Annotated in this window: 21 protein-coding genes; 18 read left to right on the forward strand and 3 right to left on the reverse strand. The window is 42.1% G+C overall.

All coding sequences use genetic code 11. The features are described from left to right. Window positions 1-131: 131 nt before the first annotated feature. Entirely contained in the window at window positions 132-770 is a 639-nt protein-coding gene (locus tag KHB02_RS13530; protein WP_213144091.1) for a YigZ family protein, read from the reverse strand. A gap of 282 nt (window positions 771-1,052) precedes the next feature. Between KHB02_RS13530 and KHB02_RS13535 the strand changes: the two genes are divergently transcribed. From KHB02_RS13535 to KHB02_RS13590, 12 genes are all read left to right on the forward strand, one after another. Continuing rightward, on the forward strand, window positions 1,053-2,195 hold the full coding sequence (locus tag KHB02_RS13535) for a sensor histidine kinase (RefSeq protein WP_213144092.1): 1,143 nt from the start codon (window positions 1,053-1,055) through the stop codon (window positions 2,193-2,195). 66 nt (window positions 2,196-2,261) lie between these two features. Continuing rightward, window positions 2,262-2,945 carry a response regulator gene (locus KHB02_RS13540; RefSeq protein WP_213144093.1) on the forward strand — a complete coding sequence of 228 codons (684 nt, stop codon included), beginning with the start codon at window positions 2,262-2,264 and terminating at the stop codon, window positions 2,943-2,945. Between the two features lie 139 nt (window positions 2,946-3,084). Beyond that, window positions 3,085-3,927 carry a DegV family protein gene (locus KHB02_RS13545; protein ID WP_213144094.1) on the forward strand — a complete coding sequence of 281 codons (843 nt, stop codon included), beginning with the start codon at window positions 3,085-3,087 and terminating at the stop codon, window positions 3,925-3,927. Window positions 3,928-4,433: 506 nt separating this feature from the next. Continuing rightward, a complete protein-coding gene (locus KHB02_RS13550; RefSeq protein WP_213144095.1) occupies window positions 4,434-5,411 on the forward strand; it encodes a nuclease-related domain-containing protein in 978 nt (325 codons plus the stop codon). Window positions 5,412-5,433: 22 nt separating this feature from the next. Then, entirely contained in the window at window positions 5,434-6,924 is a 1,491-nt protein-coding gene (locus KHB02_RS13555; protein WP_213144096.1) for an ATP-dependent helicase ComFA, read from the forward strand. 29 nt (window positions 6,925-6,953) lie between these two features. Further along, entirely contained in the window at window positions 6,954-7,670 is a 717-nt protein-coding gene (locus tag KHB02_RS13560; protein ID WP_213144097.1) for a ComF family protein, read from the forward strand. Window positions 7,671-7,994: 324 nt separating this feature from the next. Continuing rightward, entirely contained in the window at window positions 7,995-8,537 is a 543-nt protein-coding gene (gene hpf / locus KHB02_RS13565; RefSeq protein WP_213144098.1) for a ribosome hibernation-promoting factor, HPF/YfiA family, read from the forward strand. Window positions 8,538-8,701: 164 nt separating this feature from the next. Then, window positions 8,702-10,312 carry a gamma-glutamyltransferase family protein gene (locus KHB02_RS13570; protein ID WP_213144099.1) on the forward strand — a complete coding sequence of 537 codons (1,611 nt, stop codon included), beginning with the start codon at window positions 8,702-8,704 and terminating at the stop codon, window positions 10,310-10,312. Between the two features lie 168 nt (window positions 10,313-10,480). After that, entirely contained in the window at window positions 10,481-11,326 is an 846-nt protein-coding gene (locus tag KHB02_RS13575; RefSeq protein ID WP_213144100.1) for a DUF1028 domain-containing protein, read from the forward strand. 156 nt (window positions 11,327-11,482) lie between these two features. Beyond that, window positions 11,483-11,677, forward strand: coding sequence for a hypothetical protein (locus tag KHB02_RS13580; protein WP_241113849.1), 195 nt, complete (start codon window positions 11,483-11,485; stop codon window positions 11,675-11,677). A gap of 38 nt (window positions 11,678-11,715) precedes the next feature. Further along, entirely contained in the window at window positions 11,716-11,886 is a 171-nt protein-coding gene (locus KHB02_RS13585; RefSeq protein WP_241113850.1) for a hypothetical protein, read from the forward strand. A 158-nt stretch (window positions 11,887-12,044) separates the two neighbouring features. Then, entirely contained in the window at window positions 12,045-13,301 is a 1,257-nt protein-coding gene (locus tag KHB02_RS13590) for a DUF5667 domain-containing protein (protein ID WP_213144101.1), read from the forward strand. A gap of 332 nt (window positions 13,302-13,633) precedes the next feature. On the opposite strand, the gene secA is transcribed toward KHB02_RS13590, so the two are convergent. Further along, complete coding sequence (gene secA / locus KHB02_RS13595) at window positions 13,634-16,144, reverse strand: preprotein translocase subunit SecA (RefSeq protein ID WP_213144102.1); 2,511 nt, start codon at window positions 16,142-16,144, stop codon at window positions 13,634-13,636. Window positions 16,145-16,630: 486 nt separating this feature from the next. Here secA and KHB02_RS13600 point away from each other — a divergent pair, with 486 nt between their 5' ends. The 6 genes from KHB02_RS13600 to KHB02_RS13625 all read left to right on the forward strand — a co-directional run bounded on the left by KHB02_RS13600 (window position 16,631) and on the right by KHB02_RS13625 (window position 24,896). Beyond that, window positions 16,631-18,049: a NapC/NirT family cytochrome c gene (locus tag KHB02_RS13600; protein WP_213144103.1), complete on the forward strand. Its 1,419-nt coding sequence runs from the start codon at window positions 16,631-16,633 to the stop codon at window positions 18,047-18,049. A gap of 28 nt (window positions 18,050-18,077) precedes the next feature. After that, complete coding sequence (locus KHB02_RS13605; protein WP_213144104.1) at window positions 18,078-19,244, forward strand: cytochrome c3 family protein; 1,167 nt, start codon at window positions 18,078-18,080, stop codon at window positions 19,242-19,244. A gap of 85 nt (window positions 19,245-19,329) precedes the next feature. Beyond that, window positions 19,330-20,040, forward strand: a complete 711-nt coding sequence (locus KHB02_RS13610) for a tetratricopeptide repeat protein (RefSeq protein WP_213144105.1) — start codon at window positions 19,330-19,332, stop codon at window positions 20,038-20,040. 17 nt (window positions 20,041-20,057) lie between these two features. Beyond that, a complete protein-coding gene (locus KHB02_RS13615) occupies window positions 20,058-21,029 on the forward strand; it encodes a 6-bladed beta-propeller (protein WP_213144106.1) in 972 nt (323 codons plus the stop codon). A gap of 25 nt (window positions 21,030-21,054) precedes the next feature. Next, a complete protein-coding gene (locus KHB02_RS13620) occupies window positions 21,055-22,476 on the forward strand; it encodes a cytochrome c3 family protein (protein WP_213144107.1) in 1,422 nt (473 codons plus the stop codon). Window positions 22,477-22,775: 299 nt separating this feature from the next. Then, window positions 22,776-24,896, forward strand: a complete 2,121-nt coding sequence (locus KHB02_RS13625; protein WP_213144108.1) for an Ig-like domain-containing domain — start codon at window positions 22,776-22,778, stop codon at window positions 24,894-24,896. A gap of 34 nt (window positions 24,897-24,930) precedes the next feature. Here KHB02_RS13625 and KHB02_RS13630 read toward each other — a convergent pair. Then, window positions 24,931-26,638 (reverse strand): tetratricopeptide repeat protein (locus KHB02_RS13630; RefSeq protein WP_241113851.1); only part of this gene is annotated, 1,708 nt, incomplete at its 5' end.

A 26,638-nucleotide genomic window follows, 5' to 3' on the forward strand; every position in this document is an offset into this window, starting at 1 on the left:
ATTCGAGAGCCCTTTCAAAATTTAATCAACCAAAAATACTTTCCCATCAAAAATAGTCCAAACCTAATATTTTTTTCCCAATTGCCTCCCGCCAAATGTCCTACTATAATTCAAAGAAAGAACATCCTGAATTACCTAATAAAATCTTGTTCCAAATAGACCGTTTCGCCCTTGCCCATCGTACATTGCCCATTGGTCAGTTCCACCATCCAGTCCATAAAGATTTGAACCTTATCTTCCTCGACATAGACATCAATTTGGACGTTATCTAAATAGAGAATATCTTTAATTTTGTACTCGGAAGAACGCAGTTCTCTTTCAATTTTCCCAAGCCAGGTGTAGTCGATTTTCACCTGCATGATTTGAACTAGCCGTCTTTCGACAACACCGACTGCATCTAGACCTTCAGAAGTAGCTTTTCCGTATGCGCGAATCAGGCCGCCTGCACCGAGCTTGATCCCGCCAAAATAGCGGGTGACCACAACAACCGTGTCCTTCAGCTGTCTCTTTTTCAAAACTTCAAGGATGGGGACACCGGCCGTGCCGCTTGGTTCGCCGTCATCATTCGCTTTTTGGATTTGGTCATGCTCGCCGATTAGGTAGGCTGAGCAGTTATGAGTAGCGTTCCAATGTTTTTTCTTGATCCCCTGTATAAAGTCATGGGCATCTTGTTCGGATTCCACTCTTTTCAGTTGGGCAATAAAACGGGACTTTTGGATATTTATTTCATGTTCTCCATACTCTTTTACAGTTAAGTAACGAGGCAGCATGTTAAACTCCTTTCTTTAGCAAAAACGTAACACTAATGTAATATAATATTTTTTAAAAAAATTAATGTAATATACCTATAATATGGGTGTAAAGTTCGAATGATATAATAAATACAGCTTTATAGTACCTTGTAATAGGCTAAAGGTAGTAGACTGATATAGTAATTATACTACTTTTTTACAAAAGTCACGTAAGCAATAATTATAGCTTAGCAAAGTATTTCAAAAAATGGTAAAGTATGTTAAAAGCCTAAGGGAAAAAAAGCCCCGGAGGAATCAGAAATGAATTTAAAGCAATTAGATTTGAAATCGATTGATGACATTCGTGAAGCGATGATTGAAGCTGTTACCTGCAGCAAAAGTGATATCTTCCGCATCAGCGAGCAATGCCGTACTGATTTTGACAGCATCACCAATGAGCTGGCGAACATTAAGGAAGTGATGGCTAAGCTTGTTGAGGAGGGAAATCAGCTGGAGGCGCAGGTTACTGCCGCGAGGCACAGACTTTCAGAAGTAAGCATGAACATGAAAACCTTCTCGGAGGAGGAGGTACGTGACGCCTACGAAAAGGCGCATCAGCTGCAAATGGATCTCTCCATCAATTGGCAATACCGCAAGCAGCTTCTTGAAAAAAGAGAAGAACTTGAGCACAGGCTTGTTGGTATAAATGATACGATTGAACGTGCAGAGCAGCTGATTTCGCAAATCTGCGTGGTCATGAATTACCTGCAGAGCGACTTAAAACAGTTTGGCGAAGCGTTTGAAAATGCCAAAGCGAAGCAGGATTTGGGCTTGAAAATTATTGAGGCCCAGGAGGAGGAGCGCAAGCGTCTCTCGAGAGAAATTCACGACGGTCCGGCGCAAATGCTAGCAAATGTCATCATGCGTTCTGATATTGTCGATCGTGTTTTTCGTGAGAAAGGTCCTGATGATGCATTCACAGAGATTCAGAGCTTTAAGAAAATGGTTCGCTCAGCACTTTATGAGGTCCGCCGGATTATTTACGACCTGCGTCCAATGGCATTGGATGATTTGGGACTCGTTCCGACCCTCAGAAAGTATTTACAGACCATTGAAGAATATCACAATCATTCAAAAATTGAATTTGTGAAAATAGGAAATGAGAAGAGACTTCCGACGAAATATGAGGTTGCCCTCTTCCGGCTTATACAGGAATCGGTGCAAAACGCGCTCAAGCATGCCAATGCCTGCTCCATAAAAGTTCAATTGGAAATGACGGACACCAGTGTGAAAGTGTTAATAAAGGACAACGGCGTCGGTTTCGATACGAACCAAAAGAAGCCGGGTTCCTTCGGCATGATGGGCATGAGAGAGAGGGTCGACCTGCTTGAAGGCGATTTGACGGTTGATTCAAAAATCGGCAAGGGCACCGCTGTTTCCATCCATGTGCCGTTAATGAATTAAGCTTTGATAATAAAAGAAAGTAACATTCTCTGATGGGGAATTTTTGAAAACTAGGAGGCGTTACACATGACTACAAAAATTATTATTATTGACGATCACCAGCTTTTTAGAGAAGGTGTTAAAAGAATACTAGAATTTGAGAAATCGTTCCAGGTTGTGGCAGAAGGCGATGACGGCACCGAGGCATTAACGCTTGTTGAAGAGCACCGTCCTGATGTTGTTATCATGGACATCAATATGCCACAAATGAATGGTGTCGAGGCAACCCGTGAGCTAGTCGCTAAATATCCGGATACTAAGATTATCATCCTTTCCATTCATGATGATGAGAATTATGTCACTCACGCACTGCAGACAGGTGCCTGTGGCTACCTGTTAAAAGAAATGGATGCAGATGCGTTGATTGAAGCGGTCCGTGTCGTGGCAGACGGAGGTTCCTATCTGCATCCGAAGGTGACTCATAATTTAGTCAATGAATATCGCAAACTAGCAGCAGGTGTGACGCGCGGAGGTTCTTACGTGCAGACGATTGAAATCCGCCGCCCGCTTCATTTATTGACACGCCGTGAGTGTGAGGTTCTGCAAATGCTGGCCGATGGAAAAAGCAACCGCGGTATCGGTGAAGCACTTTACATCAGTGAAAAGACCGTTAAAAATCATGTATCTAATATCTTGCAAAAAATGAATGTTAATGACCGTACTCAGGCTGTTGTTGTAGCGATTAAGAATGGCTGGGTGGAAGTAAGGTAGTTATTTTTCTGAAAAACTAATTTTATGTTATGATTGGAGAGCACGCGCAATGCGTGTTCTTTTTCTTTTTTGGAGAAAGCTTTTTTGATAAAATAATGAGCAGTATTATTGTAAAAAAATAAGGATGGTAAACATACATATGAAAACGGCAATTGTCACAGACAGTACCGCATACATTCCAAAGGAATTACTAGATAAATGGAATATACATATGATCCCGTTGAATGTCATTTTCGGCAATGAAGTCTACCGGGAAGAAGTCGATATTCACTGGCAGCAGTTTTTCGAAGAGGTAAAGACAAAGGACCTACCGACGACATCCCAGCCGCCGATAGGCCAATTTGTGGAGTTGTTCGAACGGTTTGCGGCGGAGGGTTACGATGCGGTTATCAGTATCCATCTATCGAGCGGCATCAGCGGCACATATCAGGGTTCGGTAACGGCTGGAACGATGGTCGAGGGTATCAAAGTATTTTCCTTTGATTCGGAAATTAGCTGCATGGTTCAAGGGTTTTATGCATTAGAAGCTGCGGAATGGGCATCTAGGGGAATGGATCCCGAGCGGATTATGGCTCGCTTGGAAGAACTGAAGAGCACAGCTCGCGCTTATTTCATGGTTGACGACTTGTCGCACCTCCAGCGTGGCGGCCGGTTATCAGGAGCAGCCGCTTTAATCGGTAGCCTGTTGCAGGTTAAACCATTATTACATTTTGTGGATAAGGTAATCGTGCCTTTTGAAAAAATTCGCACCCGCAAAAAGGCAATGAAACGAATTGCAGATTTACTTGGAGAGGATGCAATGGGCGGCGGCCGCTACCAGGCTGTAGTGATCCACGCTAATCGCGAGGAGGAAGCAAAGGAATGGAAGGCCGAACTCGAAGCCCTCTATCCTAACGTCGACTTCTCAATAGGCTACTTCGGAGCCGTTATTGGAACCCATCTTGGGGAAGGCGCTATGGGCATGGGGTGGATGAAGAAATAGGTTTTTGAAGTTACTGTCCATTCCGGGTTGCTGGAATGGTTTTTTTTGCGGCATCTATATGTTTAGAGGTATCAAAAAGGTAATTAAAAAGTGGTTTGGCGGATATTCTTTGAGATTGGGCGGATATTGGACTAGATGTGGCGGATAACTCCAGAAATTCGGCGGATATCTATTTATAATTGGCGGATAACAAGGCGAGGTAAATAAATTAAGTTCATGGCGTTAAGCTTGGCCGGACGAACATTAAAAGGGTAATATAAGATTGGTTTGGCGGATAAGTTTCCAATTTAGGCGGATATACGTACAGATTCAGCGGATATATCGCCAGGTTTGGCGGATAACCTCCGTAAGTTAGCGGATATCAGGCTTGTTTCGGCGGATATCCTAACCAGCCTCCTCCTCAGCATCATCAAAATCTATAAAATTCACACTGGTTAAAATTCGACAATATTTCCCTGAAAATATAAAATATAGGTAGAATTTCATCGAAAATATGTGAAGGAGCGATGATTCAATTGTTAATGAGAGACTTGCCTGTCCCAATATGGCTTATCTTGACTGAGGCTCTACACTATCGCCTTATTCCTGGCCATCCCAAACATCCCGAAGTTGAAAAAGACCTCGCAAAAATTAAAGCAGGTTATAAAGGTGAACTTACTTTAAGATATTATGTAAAACAACTTCCGCATGAGAAATATTACATCTTCCACGACCTCCAACTAGAACTCAACGGGTTTCACTTCCAAATTGACACACTCTCCATCTCCCATAATTACATTCTTGTTATCGAAGCGAAAAATATAAAAGGAACCTTGATATTCGATAATGTTTTTAACCAATTAATACGTATTAATCAAGACGGTTCAGAATACGTTTTTGAGGACCCCCGCGTTCAAGCCTCAACGCTGCGGACGCTTCTTGGAAGATTCCTTGCGAAATATGGAATGAACATTTTACCAATCGACCAGCTTGTTTTTTTCAGCAGTATTAAAACCAATTTAAAAACCAACTCCAATGATACTAATGCTTTAAAAAAAGTATGTAAGGGGAGAGATCTTTTTAATAAAATTGAAGCACTTGAAAAAACTTTCCCACAACCAAGGATTGATGACAATACCCTCCTTAAAATATCAAACTTCCTTTTAAGCAAGCACACTCCAAAGAAAATAAACATCTTGGACAAATACGGACTAACGGCAAGAGACATCATTTCTGGTGTCCGATGTCCTCATTGCCTCAACATTCCGATGAATTACAGTAGGGGAAAATGGCATTGCTCCATTTGTCAAACAACTTCTAAAGATGCTTATATTGAGGCAATTAAGGACCACTTTCTTTTGATAAAACAATCGATTACCAATGCCGAGTTGCGAAGCTTCCTCCACCTTCCAACAAATGATACTGCTCAAAAAATTCTTTTCCGTTTACATTTGCCTTATGAAGGAAACAACAGAGCCCGTCTTTACTTCCCGTCAAAACTTTAATAAAAAAAAAGAAGGTGTCCCCATGCGTTTTCAAATAAAGGATGACAAACTCATCCCACAAAAATTTTTAACAGAAGACTCCTATCGAATCACACAACTCTCGAAAATCCCGCAGCCGCCGTTAACCCCTGACTTTCCATACAGCCGCGAACTTCAACAGCTCCTCACCGGCAAGCAGCTCCTCCTTGACGATATCCCGCACCCGATAAATGAAATTCAATCGCACTATGAGAATGGCTATGTTACATATCGTAAAGGCATTGACTATATCGGTAAAAAGCCCGTGTGTATGCGATGCGGTAACAAGGATCAACGGATGTTCGCCAGCTTCTCTTGCTCTCGGTGCGGTGAAAACTGCCTTTATTGCCGCCACTGTATCATGATGGGAAGAATAAGTGAATGCACCCCATTAATAGGCTGGAATGGTCCTGCGCCTGACACCGCCATTCCGCAAAAAATTATGGCCTGGAATGGTATTCTTTCTGAAGGGCAGCGGGTGGCTTCTGACAAGGTAGTTGAGGCTATCCGGCAAAAAAAGGAGTGGCTTGTTTGGGCCGTTTGCGGGGCCGGGAAAACAGAGGTGCTGTTTGCCGGGATCGAAGCCGCACTGGCCGACAATAAAAGAATCTGCATCGCCACGCCGAGAACAGACGTAGTTCTTGAACTGACACCCCGGCTAAAGGCGGCGTTTCCCGAAATTACAGTTGCTTCACTGTACGGCGGCAGCAAGGACCGCCATCTTTATGCCCCTTTAACCATCGCCACTACACACCAGCTTCTCCGCTTTTATCAAGCGTTTGATGCACTGATATTGGACGAGGTTGACGCCTTCCCTTACACTGTTGAGGAATCGCTCCAGCATGCGGCAATTCAGGTACGGAAGCCGTCTTCCGCGATGATTTACCTAACTGCTACCCCCAATCAAAAATGGCAAAGAGAATGCCGCACTGGCAAACGGTCGTTTATTACCATTCCGGCCCGGTTCCATCGTAAGCCTCTGCCTGTTCCTGAATTTGCATGGTGCGGCAACTGGCAAAAGCAGCTCCAAAAAGGCAGGCTTCCCACCAATGTCCTTCGGTGGATTAAAGACAGGCTCGAGAGCGGCAAACAGGCACTTGTTTTCTTCCCACATATAAAATTAATGGAAAAAGCACTCCCATTACTGCGCAAGCTCGATTCCAGAATCGAGGCCGTTCACGCGGAAGACCCTGAACGTAAGGAAAAGGTGCAAAGGATGCGGGCCAAAGAAATCCCACTGCTGCTAACGACCACCATCCTTGAGCGGGGCGTTACTTTTCCCAATATTGATGTTGCCGTTGTGGGTGCCGAGGATTTGATTTTTACCGAAAGTGCCCTTGTGCAAATCGCCGGCAGAGCTGGCCGAAGCAAGGATTACCCAGATGGAGTGGTGACTTTTTTTCATTATGGAAAAACAGAGGAGATGCTGAAGGCTAGAAAGCAGATTGTCACGATGAACCGGGAGGGGGTGAAGCGGGGATTGATTGACGTGTAATCGAATTTTCAAAGAAAGGGATAAAAACAATGAATTTTCTCAGTCAAAATCGATGTCTTATCTGCCAGGAAATAATATATCCGGATATAGGGTGGACAGCAATTTTTTCAAAAGAAAAAGAGCACCGTGTATGCGCGGAGTGTGATGCGAAGTTTGAAAAAATAGAAGGAGATATCTGCCGGATGTGCAGCAGACCGTTCCGGCTGTTGGACGAGCAATTTCGCGACGGCGAATTATGCCATGATTGTACGCGCTGGGAAGAGGATCCAGACTGGCAAGGGTTCCTTCAAAAGAATACTTCAATTTTCCTTTATAATGATTTTTTAAAAGAGGTAATGGCCAAATATAAATTTCGCGGGGATTATGCACTAGCCAAGGTGTTTGCGGATTACTTCAAGGAGGTTACGAAAGGCTGGGAAGCCGATTTATTTGTGCCGATCCCGTTAAGCGATGAACGGCTTTACGAGCGGGGCTTCAATCAGGCAGCGGCAATTTTGACAGAATCGGGAATAATGCCAACTGATATACTTTCGCGGGTCCACACCGAAAAGCAGTCCAAAAAATCCAGGTCGGAGCGAATCCATCTCCCCCAAGTATTTCAAATCGATGCCCAAACTAACCTCTATGGAAAAAAGGTCATCCTTATCGACGACATCTACACCACCGGCTCTACCCTAAGGCACGCTGCAAAACTCCTCAAACAAGCAGGCGCGGCGACCGTTTGGTCCATAACAATTGCAAGATAGGAGTAATGGTGTCAGGCACCGCACGTGGCACTGTCCATCTCGGGCGAAGAATTAGGGGCAATCCTCGATCGTTTCAAATCAATTTCCCATATTCCCTAAACTTATTAGTGGCAAATTGTCCCAATAAATATTAAAATAAAGATGAACAACCATTCATAATAGTAAATTTCCCCACATAAGTCAAAGGCTGTTTAATACATTGTCACTATTTTCCCATTGTTTTTGTCAATAAATCGACAAACAATTTATATTGATTCAGCAGGATAATCATAGGGTAAAATAGAAATGTAATACATAGCCTTAAAATAAAGGAGGACTCCACACATGAACTATAACGTACGTGGTGAAAACATTGAGGTAACTCCAGCAATCAGAGAGTATGTAGAAAAGAAAATCTCAAAATTGGAGCGTTATTTTACAGAAGCACCTGATGCAAAAGTTAACGTGAATCTTAGATTCAATCCAGATAAAACTTCCAAGGTCGAGGTAACAATTCCACTTCCAAATTTAGTACTGCGTGCCGAAGAAACAAACCAGGATATGTATGCTGGGATTGACCTGATCACTGACAAGCTAGAGCGTCAAATCAGAAAGCACAAAACAAAGGTGAACCGCAAGTTCCGTGAAAAAGGAAATGTTGATTTCCAATTCACAACTACGAATACTGCAGATGTCCATGACGATGAGGAGTTGGAATTAGTTCGTACAAAACGCTTCGACCTTAAGCCAATGGACAGCGAAGAAGCAATCCTGCAGATGAATATGTTAGGCCATAACTTCTACGTGTTCACAAATTCCGAAACTAATCGTACAAACGTTGTATACAAGCGTAAAGACGGCCGTTACGGTTTAATCGAAGCACATTAATAAACTATCAAAACGCTGCTGGGGCGCCTATCCCCTGGCAGCGTTTTTTAATGGGTGATGCACGGGGACGGTTCTTTTGCATCACTATGAAAATATTACGGTACCCTAAATTCAGAATCTTCTTTATAATGGAAGTAATATACAAATGAAAGAGGGGTTCTCAAATGAATTTTGATTATCAGTACAATCCGTATCCATCCCACCGAACGACCGTGTTTGCACGGCGGGGAATGGTTGCCACTTCCCAGCCGCTTGCTACTCAAGTAGGTCTTGAAATCCTCAAAAAAGGCGGTAACGCCATCGACGCCGCGATTGCAACGGCAGCGGCATTAACGGTTCTGGAACCAACCTCTAACGGCATCGGCAGTGACGCCTTTGCACTCGTTTGGACGAAGGGCAAGCTTCACGGACTGAATGCCAGCGGCCCGGCCCCAAAATCGCTGACTATTGATGCAGTTAAGGCGCGCGGCTATGATAAAATGCCGGCACATGGTCTTATCCCTGTAACAGTTCCAGGCGCACCTTCAGCATGGGCAGAGCTCTCCCAAAAATTTGGCCGCCTCCCGCTAAAAGAGGTACTCCAGCCTGCCATTGACTATGCCGAAAACGGCTATCCATTGACGCCTGTTCTTGCGAAAAACTGGGGACGCGCCTACCAGCATTACAAACAAACGCTCACCAGCGAAGAATTCCACCCTTGGTTTGAAACATTTGCCCCTAATGGGTACGCACCAAAAGCAGGCGAAATCTGGCGTTCTCCGGACCACGCAGAAACGTTGCGCTCCATCGCGAATACGAATGCTGAAAGCTTTTATCGTGGGGAAATCGCCGACCAAATAGCAGCCTTTTCCGAGCGCTACAATGGATTTATTTCAAAAAAGGACTTGGAAGCGTACAGGGCCGAGTGGGTTGAGCCGATTAAGCTGAACTACCGCGGCTACGACGTGTGGGAGATTCCTCCGAACGGACAGGGGCTAGTGGCGCTGCTCGCATTGAATATCGTCAAGGGCTTTGAACTTACTGAAAAGGAAACCATCGATACATATCACAAGCAAATCGAGGCTATGAAGCTCGCCTACACCGATGGTAAGGCTTATATCACTGACCCTTCTTTTATGAAAATGAAGATAGCTGATGTTCTTTGCGACGAGTATGGTGATACGAGAAGTCGGGAAATCACTGACGAAGCGCTTCAGCCGCTTCCGTATGAGCTGCCGCGTGGAGGAACAGTCTACCTCGCCGCCGCCGATGGTGAAGGGAACATGGTGTCATACATTCAGAGCAACTATATGGGCTTCGGCTCAGGCATCGTTGTGCCAGGCACCGGGGTATCGCTGCAGAACCGCGGTCATGATTTTTCACTGGACCCTTCGCATGCCAATGCACTAAGACCGGGCTCCAAAACGTACCACACCATAATCCCAGGTTTCTTGACTAAAGGAGATCAGCCAGTTGGGCCGTTTGGCGTCATGGGCGGCTATATGCAGCCACAGGGCCATATGCAGGTCATCATGAATACGATTGATTTTGGTTTGAACCCTCAGGCTGCGCTGGACGCTCCTAGGTGGCAATGGATTGAGGGTAAGAAAATTCAAGTCGAGCCGCATTTCCCGAACCACATTGCTCAGGCCTTGGCCCGGAAAGGACATCAAATTGAGGTTGCCCTTGACACAGGCTCGTTTGGTCGTGGACAGATCATCTGGCGTGACCCGGATACTGGCGTTTTGATGGGCGGCACTGAACCACGGACAGACGGGGCCGTTGCGGCTTGGTGATTCAAGGACGGCGGATTTAAAAAACTCCTTTCGGCGGATAAACCTTAAAATTCGGCGGATAACAATTCAAATTTGGCGGATATTTCCGAGGTTCGGCGGATAAAACAGCATACTCGGCGGATATCCGCTCTAAATCAGCGGATTACTTCAAAAGGAGAGGCAAATCAAATGACATTTTCAATCGTCGGTTATGACCCAGTGGAAAAAGAATGGGGCATTGCCGTTCAATCTAAATTTTTAGGCGTAGGAGCGGTAGTTCCATGGGCCAAAGCGGGAATCGGGGCGGTTGCAACCCAATCCTATGCCAATACGGCTTACGGTCCAAGGGCTCTTGAACTGATGGCTCAAGGAAAGTCAGCACAAGAAACACTTGAAGCCATCCTTGCTGATGATCCTGATAAAGAAATGCGCCAGGTTGGAATTATTGATGCAAGTGGCAACGCCGCAACATTTACCGGGAGCGCCTGCTATAACTGGGCCGGTGGCGTCACAGGACCACACTTTGCTGCACAGGGAAACATTTTAGTTGATGAAAAAACGGTCCAAGCAATGGCTGATATTTTTCAAAAAGCGGAGGGAACATTGGCTGAAAGGCTTCTTGCTTCCTTAGATGCCGGGCAGGAAGCGGGCGGTGACAGCCGCGGAAAACAGTCTGCCGCCCTTTATGTCGTGAAAGAAAAAGGCGGCTACGGCGGCTATAACGACCGGTACATCGACCTTCGCGTGGACGACCATCCTGATCCAATCAAGGAGTTAATCAGAATCTACCAGCTTCAGCAGCTCTATTTTTCGTTTTCGAAGCCAGAAAAAATAGCAGCAGTTGAAGGGGGAATTAAAACAAATGTAACGCAACATTTAAAACGTTTAGGGTACCTTCAGGGCGCTGACACCAGCGACGATGATATCTATCAGGCCCTCACCACTTTTATTCATACGGAAAACTTCGAAATGCGGGAACAGAAGACAGGCTGGATTGACGTAGAAGTTCTTGAATTTATGAAGAATAAGAAATAAACAGCCCTCCACTCAACTGGAGGGTTCTTTTATTGGGACCGTTTTTCGTTTACACAGACCATCTAGTTAATTTTCACTATCATCACAGTGTTTTTTCTCAAAATCTATTAAATTGGAAAAGTATACAATATTAGGTCTTTTGGAGGAACAAAGAGGATGGGCAAAGCGTTTTTAAAGGTTGCATCTATTTATTTTACAATTGGGGTTTTGGCGGGAATCACGATGGCAATTATCCATGACTTCCGTCTGGCATCAGTACATGCTCACATTAACATGCTTGGATGGGTGTCGATGGCGATATTCGGACTTATTTATCATTTTTTCCGCAAGCAGCCAACACGAAGCTGGTAAAAACACATTTTTGGTTCCATAATATCGGTTTGCCGGTGATGATGGTCGGAATTGCAACACAGGTTTTAACTGGAAGTATGGCGGCTCTGCCGGTTGCGGTGATTGGCTCCATTGTTGTGGTTGTATGTGTTATTTGTTTCACAATTAACCTTTTCAAACATGTAGGAAAAAGTACAAACGTGCAATCTGGTAATAAATTTTCAGTTTAATAGGACTTTCTTAGACGGCTATCATTTATTTGATAGTCGTTTTTTCGTGTTGACGTAGGTAAATGTAACCTTTTAACAATTTTAAAAAAAACACCTACAAAAAAGAAAAAAGCCCGACGTAAAGTTTAGTAGAACTTCACAAGGAGGCAAAACAAGACATGAAAAACAAGAAACTGACAAATCTGGTTACAAGCGGTGTGTTGGCATCATCACTTATTTTTTCAGTAGGAGCAGGGGCGGCCTTTGCTACTGGTAATGACACAGCGGAGGATTCTGCAGTAACAGGTACGACTACAGAACAGGTTACAGATCAAACAGCAACAACTACTGAAAACGCAACTGATGAAACCACTACTGAACAAGAAAGTAATGCAGCAGAAACAACAACTTCCGAAGAAGCTGAAACTCCATCAGACGAAGCAACAGTAGAAGACACTGATGCTGATGAAACTGTGGCGGCCGATGATGAAGCAACTACAGAGGAACAAGCACAAACAGAAGATGTTGAAAAAGCAGAAGCGCCATCATTGGTTCCTGGTGATTTCTTTTATTTTGTAAAAACCATCACTGAAAAAATCCGTCTTGCATTTACTTTTGACGATTATAAAGAAGCACAGCTATTAGCTCAATTTGCTGCAGAACGTATTGCTGAAGCAAACGCTTTGATTGCAGATGGTAAAACTGACGAAGCAGAGCAGCTGCTGAAGGACGCTCTGGCAACACAAGAGAAGGCAGCAGAGCAGCTTACAGCTTCTGAAGAAGTCACTGACACAGAAGCCACTGATATGGAAAAAGCAGACGACACTCAAACTGCTGATGTTGAAAAAACTGACGATACACAAACCACTGCTGAAGGCACTGTTGAAGGCAAGTTAGCCAACAACATCGATGCGCTGCTGGGTGCCCTTAGCCATGTGGAAAATCCTACTGCCCAACAAGCTTTAATGAAAAATATTCAAAAATCATTTGCAAAACTTGACAAGAAGTTTGCCAAGCTTGAAGAGAAAGATGCTGATTTTGCTGAACAAGTGCAGCAGATTGAAGAAAAAGTTTCCGACGATCAAACAGCAACCGTGAAAAAACATGGTAAAGCGCTAGGAAAGCAAAAGAAACAAGAGACCGAAACAGCAGTTGAAGAAACTACTCAAACTACAGACGAAGCAGCAACTGTAACAGAAGAAAGCAGCCAAGGCGAGGATACTGCAGTTCAAACTGAATCCGCTAATAAAGGGACAGAGCAACAAGCTGCAGCTCAAGCAAAAGCCGCTGAAAAGCAAGCTCAAGCCGCTGCAAAAGCTGCCGAAAAACAAGCTGCAGCAGCACAAAGAGCTCAAGAAAAACAAGCCCAAGCAGCCCAAAAGCATGGTGCGGCCGCTAATAAAGCTGAACAAGCACATGGGAACGGAAAGAATTAAACCTAATAAATCTTGATTATAAGCATGATTTCGGTTAAACCGGGGTCATAAACACTGAGCCAGGGGGAGCCCTGGCTCTTTTTGTCATTAAATTATGTTGTTAGACCAGAAGATTTTGTTTAGTAAAGATAGGAAAATGCAATATAATCCAAATTATGTAATTTTACGTCGTGAGACCACGTGTTTTTGTCGTGAAGGTCTAAAATGATGTCGTGAGCTTCCGAAACGATGTCGTAAAAGTCTTAATTTATGTAGTGAGGACTAATTCGACTGCTACAAAACAAAAAAAAGAGCCGGCAATCCAATTGCCGACTCCATCTTAAATACAAATATTATTTCCCTGCCCCATGGCAATTCTTATACTTTTTCCCGCTTCCACAAGGGCATGGGTCATTTCGCCCAACATTCTCCTTATTGACCTTCGGCTTCTTCTTAACAGCCTCGCCGTCTTCCTTCGGGTTTACGGCATGGCCCTGGGCGACCTCTTGGCGCTCAAGGTTATTGCGAATTTCCGCCTTCATGATGTACATGGCCGCTTCATCCTCAATCGACTCAACCATTGCCTCGAACATTGCAAGACCTTCATGCTGGTACTCACGTAAAGGATCCGTTTGTCCGTAAGCGCGCAAATGAATCCCTTGGCGAAGCTGATCCATCGCATCGATGTGGTCAATCCATTTTGAATCGACTGCACGCAACGTTACAACCTTTTCGAACTCACGCATTTGCTCAGAGGACAGAATCTGTTCCTTTTCCTCATAATGCTCTTTACATTTAGCAAAAATGAACTCGACTATCTCTTCCTGATCCTTGCCTCGAAGGTCATCAACCGTCACGTCGCCTTCCCCAAGCAGGTTTGCATGGGCAAAGTCCACAATTCCTTTAAGATTCCATTCTTCCTCATCTGCTTGTCCAGGCGCATTGACATCTACATGGCGCTGAATGGAGCGCAAAATCATATTCTGGACAATTTCACGTAAATTCTCGGATTCGAGTACCTCATCACGCTGCGTATAAATAATCTCGCGCTGCTGACGAAGCACATCGTCATATTGCAATAGCTGTTTACGGGCGTCAAAGTTGTTGCCCTCCACGCGTTTCTGCGCACTTTCCACAGCACGGGATACCATTTTACTTTGAATTGGCTGGGTATCATCCATTCCAAGCTTTTGCATCATTGCTTTCATATTGTCAGAACCGAATCGGCGCATCAATTCATCTTCCATGGACAAGTAGAACTGAGTAATACCAGGGTCCCCTTGACGTCCGGAACGTCCGCGCAGCTGGTTATCAATACGTCGGCTCTCATGACGCTCAGTACCAATAACCGCAAGTCCGCCCAGCTCTTTAACGCCTTCTCCGAGTTTAATATCAGTACCACGGCCGGCCATGTTTGTCGCAATCGTGACTGCTCCAGCCTGACCTGCTTCCAAGATAATTTCCGCTTCACGTGCATGGTTTTTCGCGTTCAAGACATTGTGGCGAACACCCTTTTTCAAAAGCAGCCGGGAAATCAGTTCAGACGTCTCAATTGCGACTGTACCCACAAGGACAGGCTGTCCTTTTTGATGGCGCTCGGCAATATCTTCGACAACGGCACGGAACTTGCCTTCCATTGAAGCATAAATTAAATCCGCACGGTCATCACGGGTAATCGGACGGTTTGTCGGAATGACGATAACGTTCATATTATAAATGTTGCGGAATTCTTCTTCTTCTGTTTTCGCTGTACCAGTCATACCGGATAGTTTTTCATACATCCGGAAATAGTTCTGGAACGTAATGGTTGCCATCGTCATGCTTTCGTTTTGGATCTCGACGCCTTCCTTGGCTTCAATCGCCTGGTGCAAGCCTTCGCTATAACGGCGGCCCTTCATCAAACGGCCGGTGAACTGGTCGACAATCACAATCTCACCGTCTTGGACGACGTAATCGACATCAAGGTGCATCGTTACAATCGCCTTTAGCGCTTGGTTAATGTGATGGTTCAAGGTCACATGAGAAATATCAAACAAGTTTTCAATGCCAAATGCCTTCTCTGATTTGCTGATACCCTCTTCGGTGAGCATGACAGCTTTTGTTTTTTCATCGTACGTATAATCAACGTCCTTCGTCAAAGTCCGTACAAACGCATTCGCCTGCATATAAAGTACCGTCGACTTCTGGGCAGAGCCTGAGATAATCAGCGGTGTTCTTGCTTCGTCAATCAAGATCGAGTCAACCTCGTCGATGACGGCAAAATAAAGCGGGCGCTGAACCTTTTGCTCTTTGTAAAGGACCATGTTATCACGCAGGTAATCGAAGCCGAACTCGTTGTTCGTACCATACGTAATATCGCAGGCGTAAGCAGCTTGTTTTTCATCCTTATCCATGCTGTTTAAGTTCAATCCGACTGTCAGTCCTAAAAATTCATATAACTGACCCATCTCGGTTGCGTCACGGCTTGCCAGGTATTCGTTGACCGTGACAACATGAACGCCTTTTCCGGACAAAGCATTCAAGTAAACGGGCATTGTCGCCGTTAATGTTTTACCTTCACCGGTCTTCATCTCGGAAATATTACCCTCGTGGAGAGAAATACCCCCCATCAGCTGAACATGGTATGGATAAAGGCCAAGCACGCGGCGGGCACCCTCACGGACAACCGCAAACGCCTCAACCAATAGGTCATCCAGCGTTTCGCCCTTTTGGTAGCGGGCCTTGAACTCTTCCGTTTTTTCACGCAGCTGCTCGTCTGTTAAACGTTCTGTTTCTGAGGCAATCGCATCAATTTTTGCAGCCAGCTTGTCCAGCCGTTTCAGCTCACGTTTATTTAGGTCAAACACTTTATTTAAAATCCCCATATTTGATGAAACGCTCCTTTTATCTGAGACTCAAAAGCATTTTTTGAAAAAATGAATCCAATAAAAATCTCTAATTTTCCTATTTAATCTTACCATTTCCACTATGCAGGTGACAACATTGGGAGAAACTCAGCTAAAATTCCCAGACATACGTCCTATTATCCACTTCAATTATGGCAAATCTGTGAAAAATGTATAGAACTTATGAGTTGCCTTTAAGAGTTTATGGCTATTTGCATATTTTTAAATATTTTTGTATAAAAATTAGTTTTAATACAGTTTTTCACTCTGCTTGTATTGTAAATAAAACGCCTAAATTACAACGTTTGTATGTTGTTTATTTAGCGAAATGTATCAATTCTGTGAATGTAAAAATATTCACAAATTGTACATTGGATTCTCCTTTTTAATGTAAGATACTACCTTTAGAGAGGTAGCAATGGAAAATAAATAGAGAACCAATCAAATATGGGAAGGGTGAGGAAAATGGCCTTTTGGGGGAAAAAGAAAAAAGAAACCGATCCCGATGCAAGAGAAGATAGAAAAAAGGTGGGCCTATTTCGCAGACTTTGGCAAAAAGTCAGAAACATAGATTGGAAGGATCCGGTCACAAGATGGAAAGTCATGTTCATTTCACTAATAGGCTTGATTGTAATTGGAGGCGGCAGCTATGGTGCACTGGCCATCACCAACTCGCCGGCGTTCTGCTCGAGCTGTCACGAAATGGCACCAGAATACTCAACCTTTACGGCCAGTGCTCACAATAACATCACGTGTGTCCAGTGCCATATCAAGCCGGGCACCATCAACATGCTGACTCACAAAGTTAAGTCGTTGAAAGAAGTTTACTATCACGTTACCGGGGTGCCGGAACAGATTGTCCAAACAGAAGATGAGGTTGTTTCGAACGAGAACTGTATGCAGTGTCACTCCAAAAACCGCCTTGTCACCGCATCTGGTGACCTAAAGGTTAATCACAAAGGGCATATTGAAGAAGGTATTCCATGTATCTCCTGCCATGCCGGTGTCGTTCACGCCAAGATGGCAGCCCGCGGTATTAATACTGAAGAAGTTCGCGGTGAGTATACGAAAGAAACAGCTGAAAAAATCATGGAAAAGAAATACTTGCGCCCGAACATGGGTACCTGTATCGATTGCCATGACAAAGTGAACAATGGCGAAAAGCCTTGGAAGGACGTCGCTTATCTAGTTCCGCCAAACCCGGAGGAAGTGGAGAAAAAGATTGATGAAAGCAAAAAAGAAGGAGTCAGCGAGCCTGTAGCAACCGAAACAAAAACGGAATCAGCTGTAGAAGGAACAGCCGGAAGTGGCACAGCTGAAGACTTAGCTAAGGTACATGAAGAAAAGACTCAGGATCTCATTTTACAAGCCATTGGAAAGCAGCAAAAGGACGTTAAGATTTCCATGGCATGTGAAACGTGTCATAGAAAAGTTAAGGTTCCTAAGAGCCACAAAGAGGAAGGATGGAATCAGGCACACGGAGGTACTGCTATTCAAGAACTCGACAAATGCGTGAACTGTCACCAGGATTCCAAATGGATTAGAGAAATTCCTAAAGAAGACATCATTTCCTTGCTAAAAATGAAAAGTGCTGAAAATAGCAGCCATAAATATACGGCAAACCTAACTGTCGTAAAAGACCAGTCTCGGGTTAATAATTTCTGCAGTGCTTGTCACGGCAAGCGTCCTGCAGGACACATAGAAAGCGATCAATGGTTAACAGCACACGCAAGCAAAGCCAAAACAGCAGACCAAAAAGCCGAATGCTTTGTCTGCCACGACCGTGAAAAGCCAGTAGAAGGTTCAACAACAGTAAAAGCGCCAACAGATGTCTATTGCCAATACTGCCACAGAACCGGCTTTAAAGACGATGTGAAAAACTAGAAAACCCTAAAATAGGAGGGACTTGATTATGGAAGAGGAGCGTAATGAGCTGCCGGCCCCTCCCAAGTTTCGCTATAAGCTATTCAAATATGCAACGTTAACGGTGTTGTTTCTGGCCGTCTTCCTTGGACTCGGCTTTACGGGGCTGAAGGCAACATCGTCTTCAAAGTTTTGTGCTTCCTGCCATGAGATGAAGCCTGAGGTTTATACGTGGCAAGCCTCCACGCACAGTGAGGTGGATTGCACTAACTGCCATACTGATCCTGTGTTTAAGAAACTGGCGAAGGATAAGTCTAAAGATTTGGTCGAGCAGCTAAAAAATCATTCCTCTGGAACATCTGCAACGCCAATTAGAATGCCAAAAGAAGTTCCAGATAGTGCTTGTAAAGCATGCCATGATATGAGCAAACGTCAAGTAACTGCTTCAGGGGATATAATCATTCCTCATGATAAGCATATGGAAAAGGAAATTGAATGTACTCAGTGTCATAGCGGAATTGCCCATGGGAAAATTGCTGATCGAAAAATGACCTACCAGACAGATTTGGAAAAATGGGCTCAAGAAACCGGAAAAGTGGCCATGTCAGAAATGAAATTTATTCGCCCTGATATGGATACCTGTATGGAATGCCATAAAGCAAGGAAAATATCAACTGAATGTAAAACATGCCATTCAACTGGAATGGTACCTAAAAGTCATAAAAATGATGAATTTGCAATAAAAACACACGGGGTCCTTGCAAGTAAGGAATTAAATAAATGTAATCAGTGCCACAAGTATATGTCAAAAGACAAATTAGAAGGTTTTGAAGAAGTCTCGGTACTCAATAAATATCTTTCAACAAATAGTCAATCAACCCAAAAGAACCAATATGACTATGCGAAAGAAAATACATTTTGTTCCGACTGTCACAGCAAACGTCCAGCAAGCCATGAAAGTGGATTTATTAGCCAGCACGGGGAATTGGCGAATAAAAACCAAAATATATGTAAGGCATGTCACAACATTCAGCAAACTTCTACACCAAATAAAAATAAAGTGAATTGTTCTTCATGTCATCAAAGTTCACATAGTAAAAATAATCCAAGATGGCGGGGAAATCATAAAATTCCTATTGCTCCAGATCAAAAGCCTTCTGATTATTGCTACACTTGTCACGTAAAAGATAGATGTACAAGCTGTCATAAGAATTAAGAATTCATTTAAATGCTTATCATTCTGCAAAATAGGAATCTTTGGTATCTTTCAAGGATTTCAAAAGAATTAGGAGGATATTTTTATGGAAGCACAGGAGCTACCAATCACCAATGAACACCAATCACGCACTGAAAAATCTAATAAAAAAACGGGACGCTTCACTAAACTTCAAGTTTTTCTAATATTATTTGCAACCTTAATTGCTTGCTTAGTTGGGGGCTATTATATTAGCGATAAGTATTTATGGCCAAATGCCGATGAGCAGCGGTTAATTGATCAATTGAATTATTACAAAAAATCAGTAGATACCAAACCTAATGATCCAGAAAATCGGGTTAACTTGGGCTATACGTATTATCTAACAGGTGACAATAAAGAAGCTATTAAACAATTAAAAACAGCAATCGACCTTGATAAGAACTATTTTGGGGCTTACTTTAACCTTGGTCTTGTGTATCTTGATGAAAACCGTAATAACGATGCTCTAATACAGGCTCAAAAGACAGTTGAACTAGCTCCCAAAAATTATAAAAGCAATTTATTAGAAGGAATGGTATTTCGTAAACTAAAAATGTATGATGAGTCTCTCAAATCCCTGCAACAGGCTCTTACACTGAGCCCAACCAACACAGATATCATTAATGAAATTGCAAAGTTATCAGAAGATCAGGGTAAATACGATGAAGCAGAAAAACTTTATAAAGAGGCGCTAAGTTATGATCCACTTTATAAACCGGCATCGGAAGGTTTAAAGAAGCTCGCTGCAAAAAATAAAACAAAGGACAACAAATAGAAGGGGGTGACTTTAACTTGAAAACGAAGACTTTAATTCTATCTATGTGCACTATTGTCCTGCTTTCTGTTGCCTTTTTTGGAGCCATCTATTTTTTAAATTTACAAAACAAACTAAAACCATACGTTGCATCAGTGGACACGGGTGGACCTCCAGAATTTACTCAATCTTTTTATGGTGATTTTGATGCACCTCTTATTAAACCTATGGATGTAGCAAAAGTTAATGACTATATATATGTTAGTGATTCAACCGGGAAAAAAATCCAAGTGTTTGACCAAGGCGGTACACCTGTCTTTAAGTTTGGGAACGCAGGAAACAAAGAAGGACAGTTTAACTTTCCATACGGGATAGCTGGCGATAGTAAGGGGAATATTTATGTAGCCGATCTTTATAATGGCAACATCTCCATATTTGATACAAAAGGAAAGTTCATTAGTTACTTCAAGGAAAAGGATGAAGAACATAAAGTCATCACATCGCCTGGTGGATTACGTATTTTTAAAGACAAGTTATACGTAACCGATATCAAACAAAATAAAGTGTACATCTTTAATTTAAAAGGTGAAAAATTAATGGAAATTGGTGGACCAGGAAGTAAAGAAGGCCAGTTCATCGCTCCAAATGCTGTGACGATTGATAAGGACAATCATATTTATGTTACAGATTCTGGGAACAATAGGTTGCAAGTATTTGATAAAAAGGGGAAATTTATACGGATAATAAATGGTTCAAAAGACGGAAAAGGAGATACTATCTTATTGAATCCGAGGGGAGTTGCTGTCGATTCACAAGGAACTATTTATATTGTAAATAGTCTATCTCATAATATCTACGCATTTGACAAAAATGGGAAGCAAGAATTTGAACTAGGTGGAATGGGATCAGATAAAGATAAGCTTTATCTCCCAAATGGGCTATTTATTGACAATAGAGGTACTTTATTTGTTACTGATACAGTAAATCAACGGATTTCAGAGTTTAATTAATAATCTCTTTACCTTTAAGGAGGTGGTGCATCAAAGAAAGGTTAATTGTATCGTTTTACTTAAAAGCTGTATAAAAAAAGAGAGAGGTAAAAATGGGAGGTTTTTAGAAATGAGAAAGCTACGGGTTGGTTTATCTACCATCATGATGCTAGTTTTAGTTGGTCTATTTAGCATCGTAGCATCTGCAGCACCATCACCAAACGCTGGTATTCCAGTTGTTACTTCTAGTAATTCCGTTTTAGATGGTCAAGATTATACACTTACATGGACTAAAGGAGGAAGCAACGCTGTTACAAATTACTTTATTAAATGGGATAATGGAAATGTAGAAACATTAGACCCTACTATACTTTCATACACAGTGGTAAAACCAGCACTTGGGAAACACTACTATGAAATCTGGGCAACAAATACTTATGGTGATTCACAACATTATAGAGGCACTGTAGAAGTGGTCAGTGACATTTCCGCTACAATGGTCCGACCAGAAACTGCTACTATTGGTAACGATGGTACTGCAATGACACATCGCACACACGGAAATTTCCAAAACAACACTGCCTCTTGTGCAAACTGCCATAGTGCACACAACGGCGAAGACACTTACTTATTAAAATACAAAAACACAGAATTAAGCATGTGTATGTCTTGTCATGACGGAACAATGGGCTTTTATAACGTTGAAGTAGCAAGCTCAGCAGGTATTTTCGACTTCGATGGATCGCACAAAAGTTCTTCTTTGCATAATGTAGACGATAGTGTTGCAGTCAGTGCAGCACCTGGTGCTTTTAAAAATGTTTCGACCAGTGAATTAGAATGTTCCAGCTGTCATAACCCGCACGGTTCCGCAAACGACCGTTTATTAACTGTTGCAATTCCAACTGGATCAACAAATGTAACATTGACAGATCTTGGGGGCGGTAAACAAATTGGTCTTAACTTAGTTGAAGACCCTGCTTATACTGCTTTCAACGCCACCACCGGAACAAATGGAATTAAAATCACAAAAGCAAAAGGTGCTACTACAAGTACGGAAATTACAAACTTTTCTAATTTCTGTGCTACTTGCCACGATGCTTATTTAACTAGTAGAGCTACTGCAAAACTTGACGGCCATGGATACTCACATACTACCAACAGCGGCTCTGCTGGTAGAAACTGTGCATCTTGTCACTACTCACATGGTACGGATATTACTACAATGAAAGACTCTGCTGGTTATACAATTGCTGATTATATGAAGCCAGTAGACCAAGGTGGAAAAGGCTGGGATCAAGCAAAAGCTGAAGCATATATGGAAAACGTAACTCGTATTAATGGTGGAACCGTGGCTGACTCAGCACTTAAGAAATACACCAATAATGCTGTATGTGTAGCTTGTCACGCTAAAGATGTAGTTACTGCTCCAGTAACTGGCGGAGACTTTAACGGTAAACCTGCAAAATAAAAAGCCAACAAATAGCCCCACTATTTGTTAGCTCGGAATGGAATATTTAAACTGAAGGATAACAGTTTACTACGGTAGGCTGTTATCTTATTTTTATTTAAACAAATGTTCACAAACTTGTCAACAATACATTTCACCAATTTGTCAAGCTTTATTCACAGTTTCGCTATTCAATTAACATTCCTTTTAAAAGTATAATAAGAATGTAGATATTAAGATTTAATTATTGCTATATTTAAAAACTTAACAACCATTGTTTAATTTATTTATAAAGCTTACATAAAAAGGAATGGCTGATTATGAACTCATTAAAAATAAGTAAGCATAAATATTTAATTTTTTTTATATTGCTGCTTTTTAATCTTACAACCCTAACTTCCCTTAATGTCGTAGCCGCTGAACCGGACCCAAGTACAATTCCCCCAAACATTATTGTGAAAAATATTAATGTAAATGCTGATGGAACAGTAACTATCAAAGGATTAGTATCGGATAACCTGACAATTCCCGAAAGTATTAAAATGAAATTAGTGTATCTGGATGCAAATCAACTCGAGAATGATTTAGGGTCAATTACTCCAGACTCCACTGGTTTATGGTCGATAAATACAACCTTTACTGAAAACTTTAATAAATATTTTATAATAGCAACAGATGGAGATTCTAATGAAGAAAAAATACCCGTTCCTACTCCTCCAACTATCATTGTAAAGGATATTAAAAAAAATGCTGATGGTACTACCACTATAAATGGGGAAGTATCGGATAACCTGACAACTGCTGAGAATATAGAAATGAAATTAGTGTATCTCGATGCAGATCGTCACGAAAATGATTTAGGACAAATAACTCCAGATTCTAATGGTTCATGGTCGATTACTAGAACCTTTCCAGATAAACTTAACAGATATTTTCTAGTGGCAACAGATAAATCTAGTATTGAAAATGAAGAGCCAAATAACACAACAATATTTGTTCAACGTCCATATGTTACTTCTATAAAGGTAACGGTATTAAATTATAGACATAAAATAATTGAGAATGGCATAAGCAAAGATAGAGATGAAACTATGGAAATGGATCTCATTTATAAGAATGAAATGACTAGAGTAGTGCTAGATCCAACAATAGCAATTGATTTTAGCGATGGAGTACCAGCAAATATAAATAACCTAATTTATTTATTTGATAAAAGTGGAATGGTAGATAGTGTAACTCCAACAAAATCGAATAATCAATTAATGCTAAATTTCCATAACCTTAAACCAAGTACAACATATTACTTAATGTTCAATCCAAGTTTAATTTCAGAAAAATACAAAGATAATTCGGGGATATTTGTTGATGATAATGGCAATGCTTTTTTTCCGGTGATTAAAAAATTTACAACAGTAAGTGAAACTGTAAAATCTACTGCCATTGATGAAACGATGGCGGAAATACCAAATCAGCCTCATGGCTTTTATTCGAATAATGTTAGTACTTGTTCAAACTGTCATAGTACGCATAATGGAGATAGTCCAAGTTTGGATACACCGAAATCTGACTATATGGATAAAGCAAAAGAAAATAGTTATTGTATGGCTTGTCATGATGGAACGCTTGCAGCTCCAATGCCGGAAAATCTTGATACGAATAATGGCGACATTAAATCTAAACATGATGCTATAGATACCCCGGAACATTCATCAAGTGCAGGTTCATGTATAACATGCCATAACCCGCATATAACCTGGAGTGAGGATAATCCGACTCTTTTAAAGGACCATTTTGTTTATACAAAGGATAATGGCTCTAAAATAGATAGCCTAGAAGTTAACTGTGATACCTGTCATAAAGACAATGCTGTAAGTGAAGTTCCCGATTATCATGACAATTCAGTTAGAGAGGTTCTTTCGTACAAAAAAGACACAACGGCTGATGGTCAAAGTGGCAATTACTCATTATGTCTGCGTTGTCATAATGGTGTTAAGGCATCGGATATAAAACAATACTATGAAGATCAAAATGGTGTAATTGAATCCGGACATAGTATTATCGCGATCAATGGTAGCAAGTTACGTGGAAACATTCCATGTTCTGTGTGTCACGAAACACATGCATCTACCAATCTAAAGCTTTTGAAATCTACACTAGGTCATGAGAATCAGGATAGTGAAGCATTTTCATTTACAACTGGTAATTGGGACGAAAATAATGAACGAGTATTTTGTATGAAATGTCACAACGGCAAAACCTCAATTTATGGAGTAAAAGCACTGGACCCTCTTCAATCACCTGGACATTCACTGATGGAAAAATGCTCAGATTGTCATGGTGGAGAAAGTAATTCCTTTTTGGAAGCAGCACATGCGCCCCAAATAGACCCAACCAAAACTCATAGCTTAACGCAAACAGAAAGCCCTTCGCCAACTCAATAATTTGAGCCTGCGAAGGGCTTTAAAAATTTAAACTCTATTTACCCTTTAACCATTCCTTCAGCCCGTCAACCTTCCCCCACAAATGCAAATGCATCGCGGCATACACAATTGCTTCGTTCTCATCCCCGAAACCGTAATATTCAGGCGTTTGATTTGGCAGCTTCTTTTTGCCGGTTAGGTAATATAACACAAATCTATTACTTTTTTTGGCCTGTTTCACTAATGTTTTTGCTTTTACGGTATAGCCGTTTACAAGCAGCTCTAGCAAAAGCCTATTGTAGATAGTTTCTGTTGTTTCCTCATCAAATTTTCCCAACAGTTCCTCGGCCTTTTCAAATTCTTCTTTTTCCATGTAAGCCATAAACAAGGAAGTACGAACACCCTGATTATCCATAGGGTTCAACTTGAGGAGTTCCTCATAATGCTCTATCGCCTCATCAGTTTTTCCTAGCAGAAAGATTGTCTCGGCATAATTGAACTTTGCCCGCATGTACGGTCTTGTTTCAATCAGCCCCCAAAAGTAACCTTCGTTTTCTTTAAAAAACTCTTTGCCGAGATGTTTTTCGCCAACCTGTATGCCATGCCAATACAATCCTGCGGATTCTTCCGGTTTTTGTGCGATATCACCAAGTAAAACAAACGCATCAACACAATAAGGATTGATATTGATTGCTTCTTGAATGAGGTGGAGAACTTTAACCCCATCTGCACGTAAGGCCTCAAAAACTAATTCCTGAGCACGGTCTTCATTTCGTCTTGAAACCTTCTTGGGCAATTTGTCAGGAATATTTATCGTAAAGGTGGAAGCTTTACTTGGGTTTCCTCTACGCACCTTTTCATCTTTTCCTTTCGGAAACTCAATGACCTCCGCCTCTTCAAACTTTGGTTCCTCGTCACCCCCGTACACAATATTCATCATTTCGCTTATTTCTTGGCTTAGGACATTTTCCATGTCCGATGAGATGGTGGAAATGGACCTAGCGGACACGCTGTATATCTGCCCAAGCTCCTTTTGTGTAAATACTTTTTCCAGCATCGGCATCATTTTTTGCATTAAATAATGCAGCCCGGCGGCATATAGATTCGGGTTCTGAATCCGCTTTTTTCGCTTCTGGCAATAACTAAACCAAAGCACAATCCCTGCGTCCACAACTGGCGCAGGCGTGTCGAAAGCTTCTGCTTGTGCTTTAAAAAGGTCGGCAACTTCCTTGTAAACCGGGGCGGGCCATTCGATGTCATCCGTTTCGATTAGGCCGCCAACCATCGGCAGTTCACTCAAAACTTCAATAAAAAAATCATCCAAATACTGTTGTGGGGACGGGTAGTCGGCGGCGATACTGCTATCCTCGATATAAGAAAAAGCAACCTCAGGTTTTAAATCCGGCAAATCAAATGGCGCTGGGAAAAACGCAAAGTTTTGGCCAAATGGTACCAACATACCCAAAAATAGAGTGCCTTCCTCAAAGTCAGCCGGCGTACCAGTAATAATTGTCTCAAGCAGTTCCCCCGTAAAGCCATCCTCCACTGTCAGCTTGTTGTTTTCAACTTTTAAGACTTTCCCGGCAATCGTTCGACCATTCGTCCATGTTTGAAAAATTTGCTTCAGCTTCGGCCGCTTAATTTTTCCAGCCTCGGCCGCAATAAATTTCTCAATAACCTTTTTTCCGTCATCCAATTCTTCAAAAAGGGAAAACCAGATGGCATGAACCACTTCATAGAATTCCCGTTCTTCTTCATCCTCT

It is taken from the genome of Neobacillus citreus, from assembly GCF_018343545.2.
GTDB classification, from domain to species: domain Bacteria; phylum Bacillota; class Bacilli; order Bacillales; family Cytobacillaceae; genus Neobacillus; species Neobacillus citreus.

Bases quoted from the DNA above. Each gene is read 5' to 3' on its own strand.
- KHB02_RS13530 (WP_213144091.1), bottom strand. From the start codon at position 770: ATGCTGCCTCGTTACTTAACTGTAAAAGAGTATGGAGAACATGAAATA.
- KHB02_RS13535 (WP_213144092.1), top strand. From the start codon at position 1,053: ATGAATTTAAAGCAATTAGATTTGAAATCGATTGATGACATTCGTGAA.
- KHB02_RS13540 (WP_213144093.1), top strand. From the start codon at position 2,262: ATGACTACAAAAATTATTATTATTGACGATCACCAGCTTTTTAGAGAA.
- KHB02_RS13545 (WP_213144094.1), top strand. From the start codon at position 3,085: ATGAAAACGGCAATTGTCACAGACAGTACCGCATACATTCCAAAGGAA.
- KHB02_RS13550 (WP_213144095.1), top strand. From the start codon at position 4,434: ATGATTCAATTGTTAATGAGAGACTTGCCTGTCCCAATATGGCTTATC.
- KHB02_RS13555 (WP_213144096.1), top strand. From the start codon at position 5,434: ATGCGTTTTCAAATAAAGGATGACAAACTCATCCCACAAAAATTTTTA.
- KHB02_RS13560 (WP_213144097.1), top strand. From the start codon at position 6,954: ATGAATTTTCTCAGTCAAAATCGATGTCTTATCTGCCAGGAAATAATA.
- hpf (WP_213144098.1), top strand. From the start codon at position 7,995: ATGAACTATAACGTACGTGGTGAAAACATTGAGGTAACTCCAGCAATC.
- KHB02_RS13570 (WP_213144099.1), top strand. From the start codon at position 8,702: ATGAATTTTGATTATCAGTACAATCCGTATCCATCCCACCGAACGACC.
- KHB02_RS13575 (WP_213144100.1), top strand. From the start codon at position 10,481: ATGACATTTTCAATCGTCGGTTATGACCCAGTGGAAAAAGAATGGGGC.
- KHB02_RS13580 (WP_241113849.1), top strand. From the start codon at position 11,483: ATGGGCAAAGCGTTTTTAAAGGTTGCATCTATTTATTTTACAATTGGG.
- KHB02_RS13585 (WP_241113850.1), top strand. From the start codon at position 11,716: ATGATGGTCGGAATTGCAACACAGGTTTTAACTGGAAGTATGGCGGCT.
- KHB02_RS13590 (WP_213144101.1), top strand. From the start codon at position 12,045: ATGAAAAACAAGAAACTGACAAATCTGGTTACAAGCGGTGTGTTGGCA.
- secA (WP_213144102.1), bottom strand. From the start codon at position 16,144: ATGGGGATTTTAAATAAAGTGTTTGACCTAAATAAACGTGAGCTGAAA.
- KHB02_RS13600 (WP_213144103.1), top strand. From the start codon at position 16,631: ATGGCCTTTTGGGGGAAAAAGAAAAAAGAAACCGATCCCGATGCAAGA.
- KHB02_RS13605 (WP_213144104.1), top strand. From the start codon at position 18,078: ATGGAAGAGGAGCGTAATGAGCTGCCGGCCCCTCCCAAGTTTCGCTAT.
- KHB02_RS13610 (WP_213144105.1), top strand. From the start codon at position 19,330: ATGGAAGCACAGGAGCTACCAATCACCAATGAACACCAATCACGCACT.
- KHB02_RS13625 (WP_213144108.1), top strand. From the start codon at position 22,776: ATGAACTCATTAAAAATAAGTAAGCATAAATATTTAATTTTTTTTATA.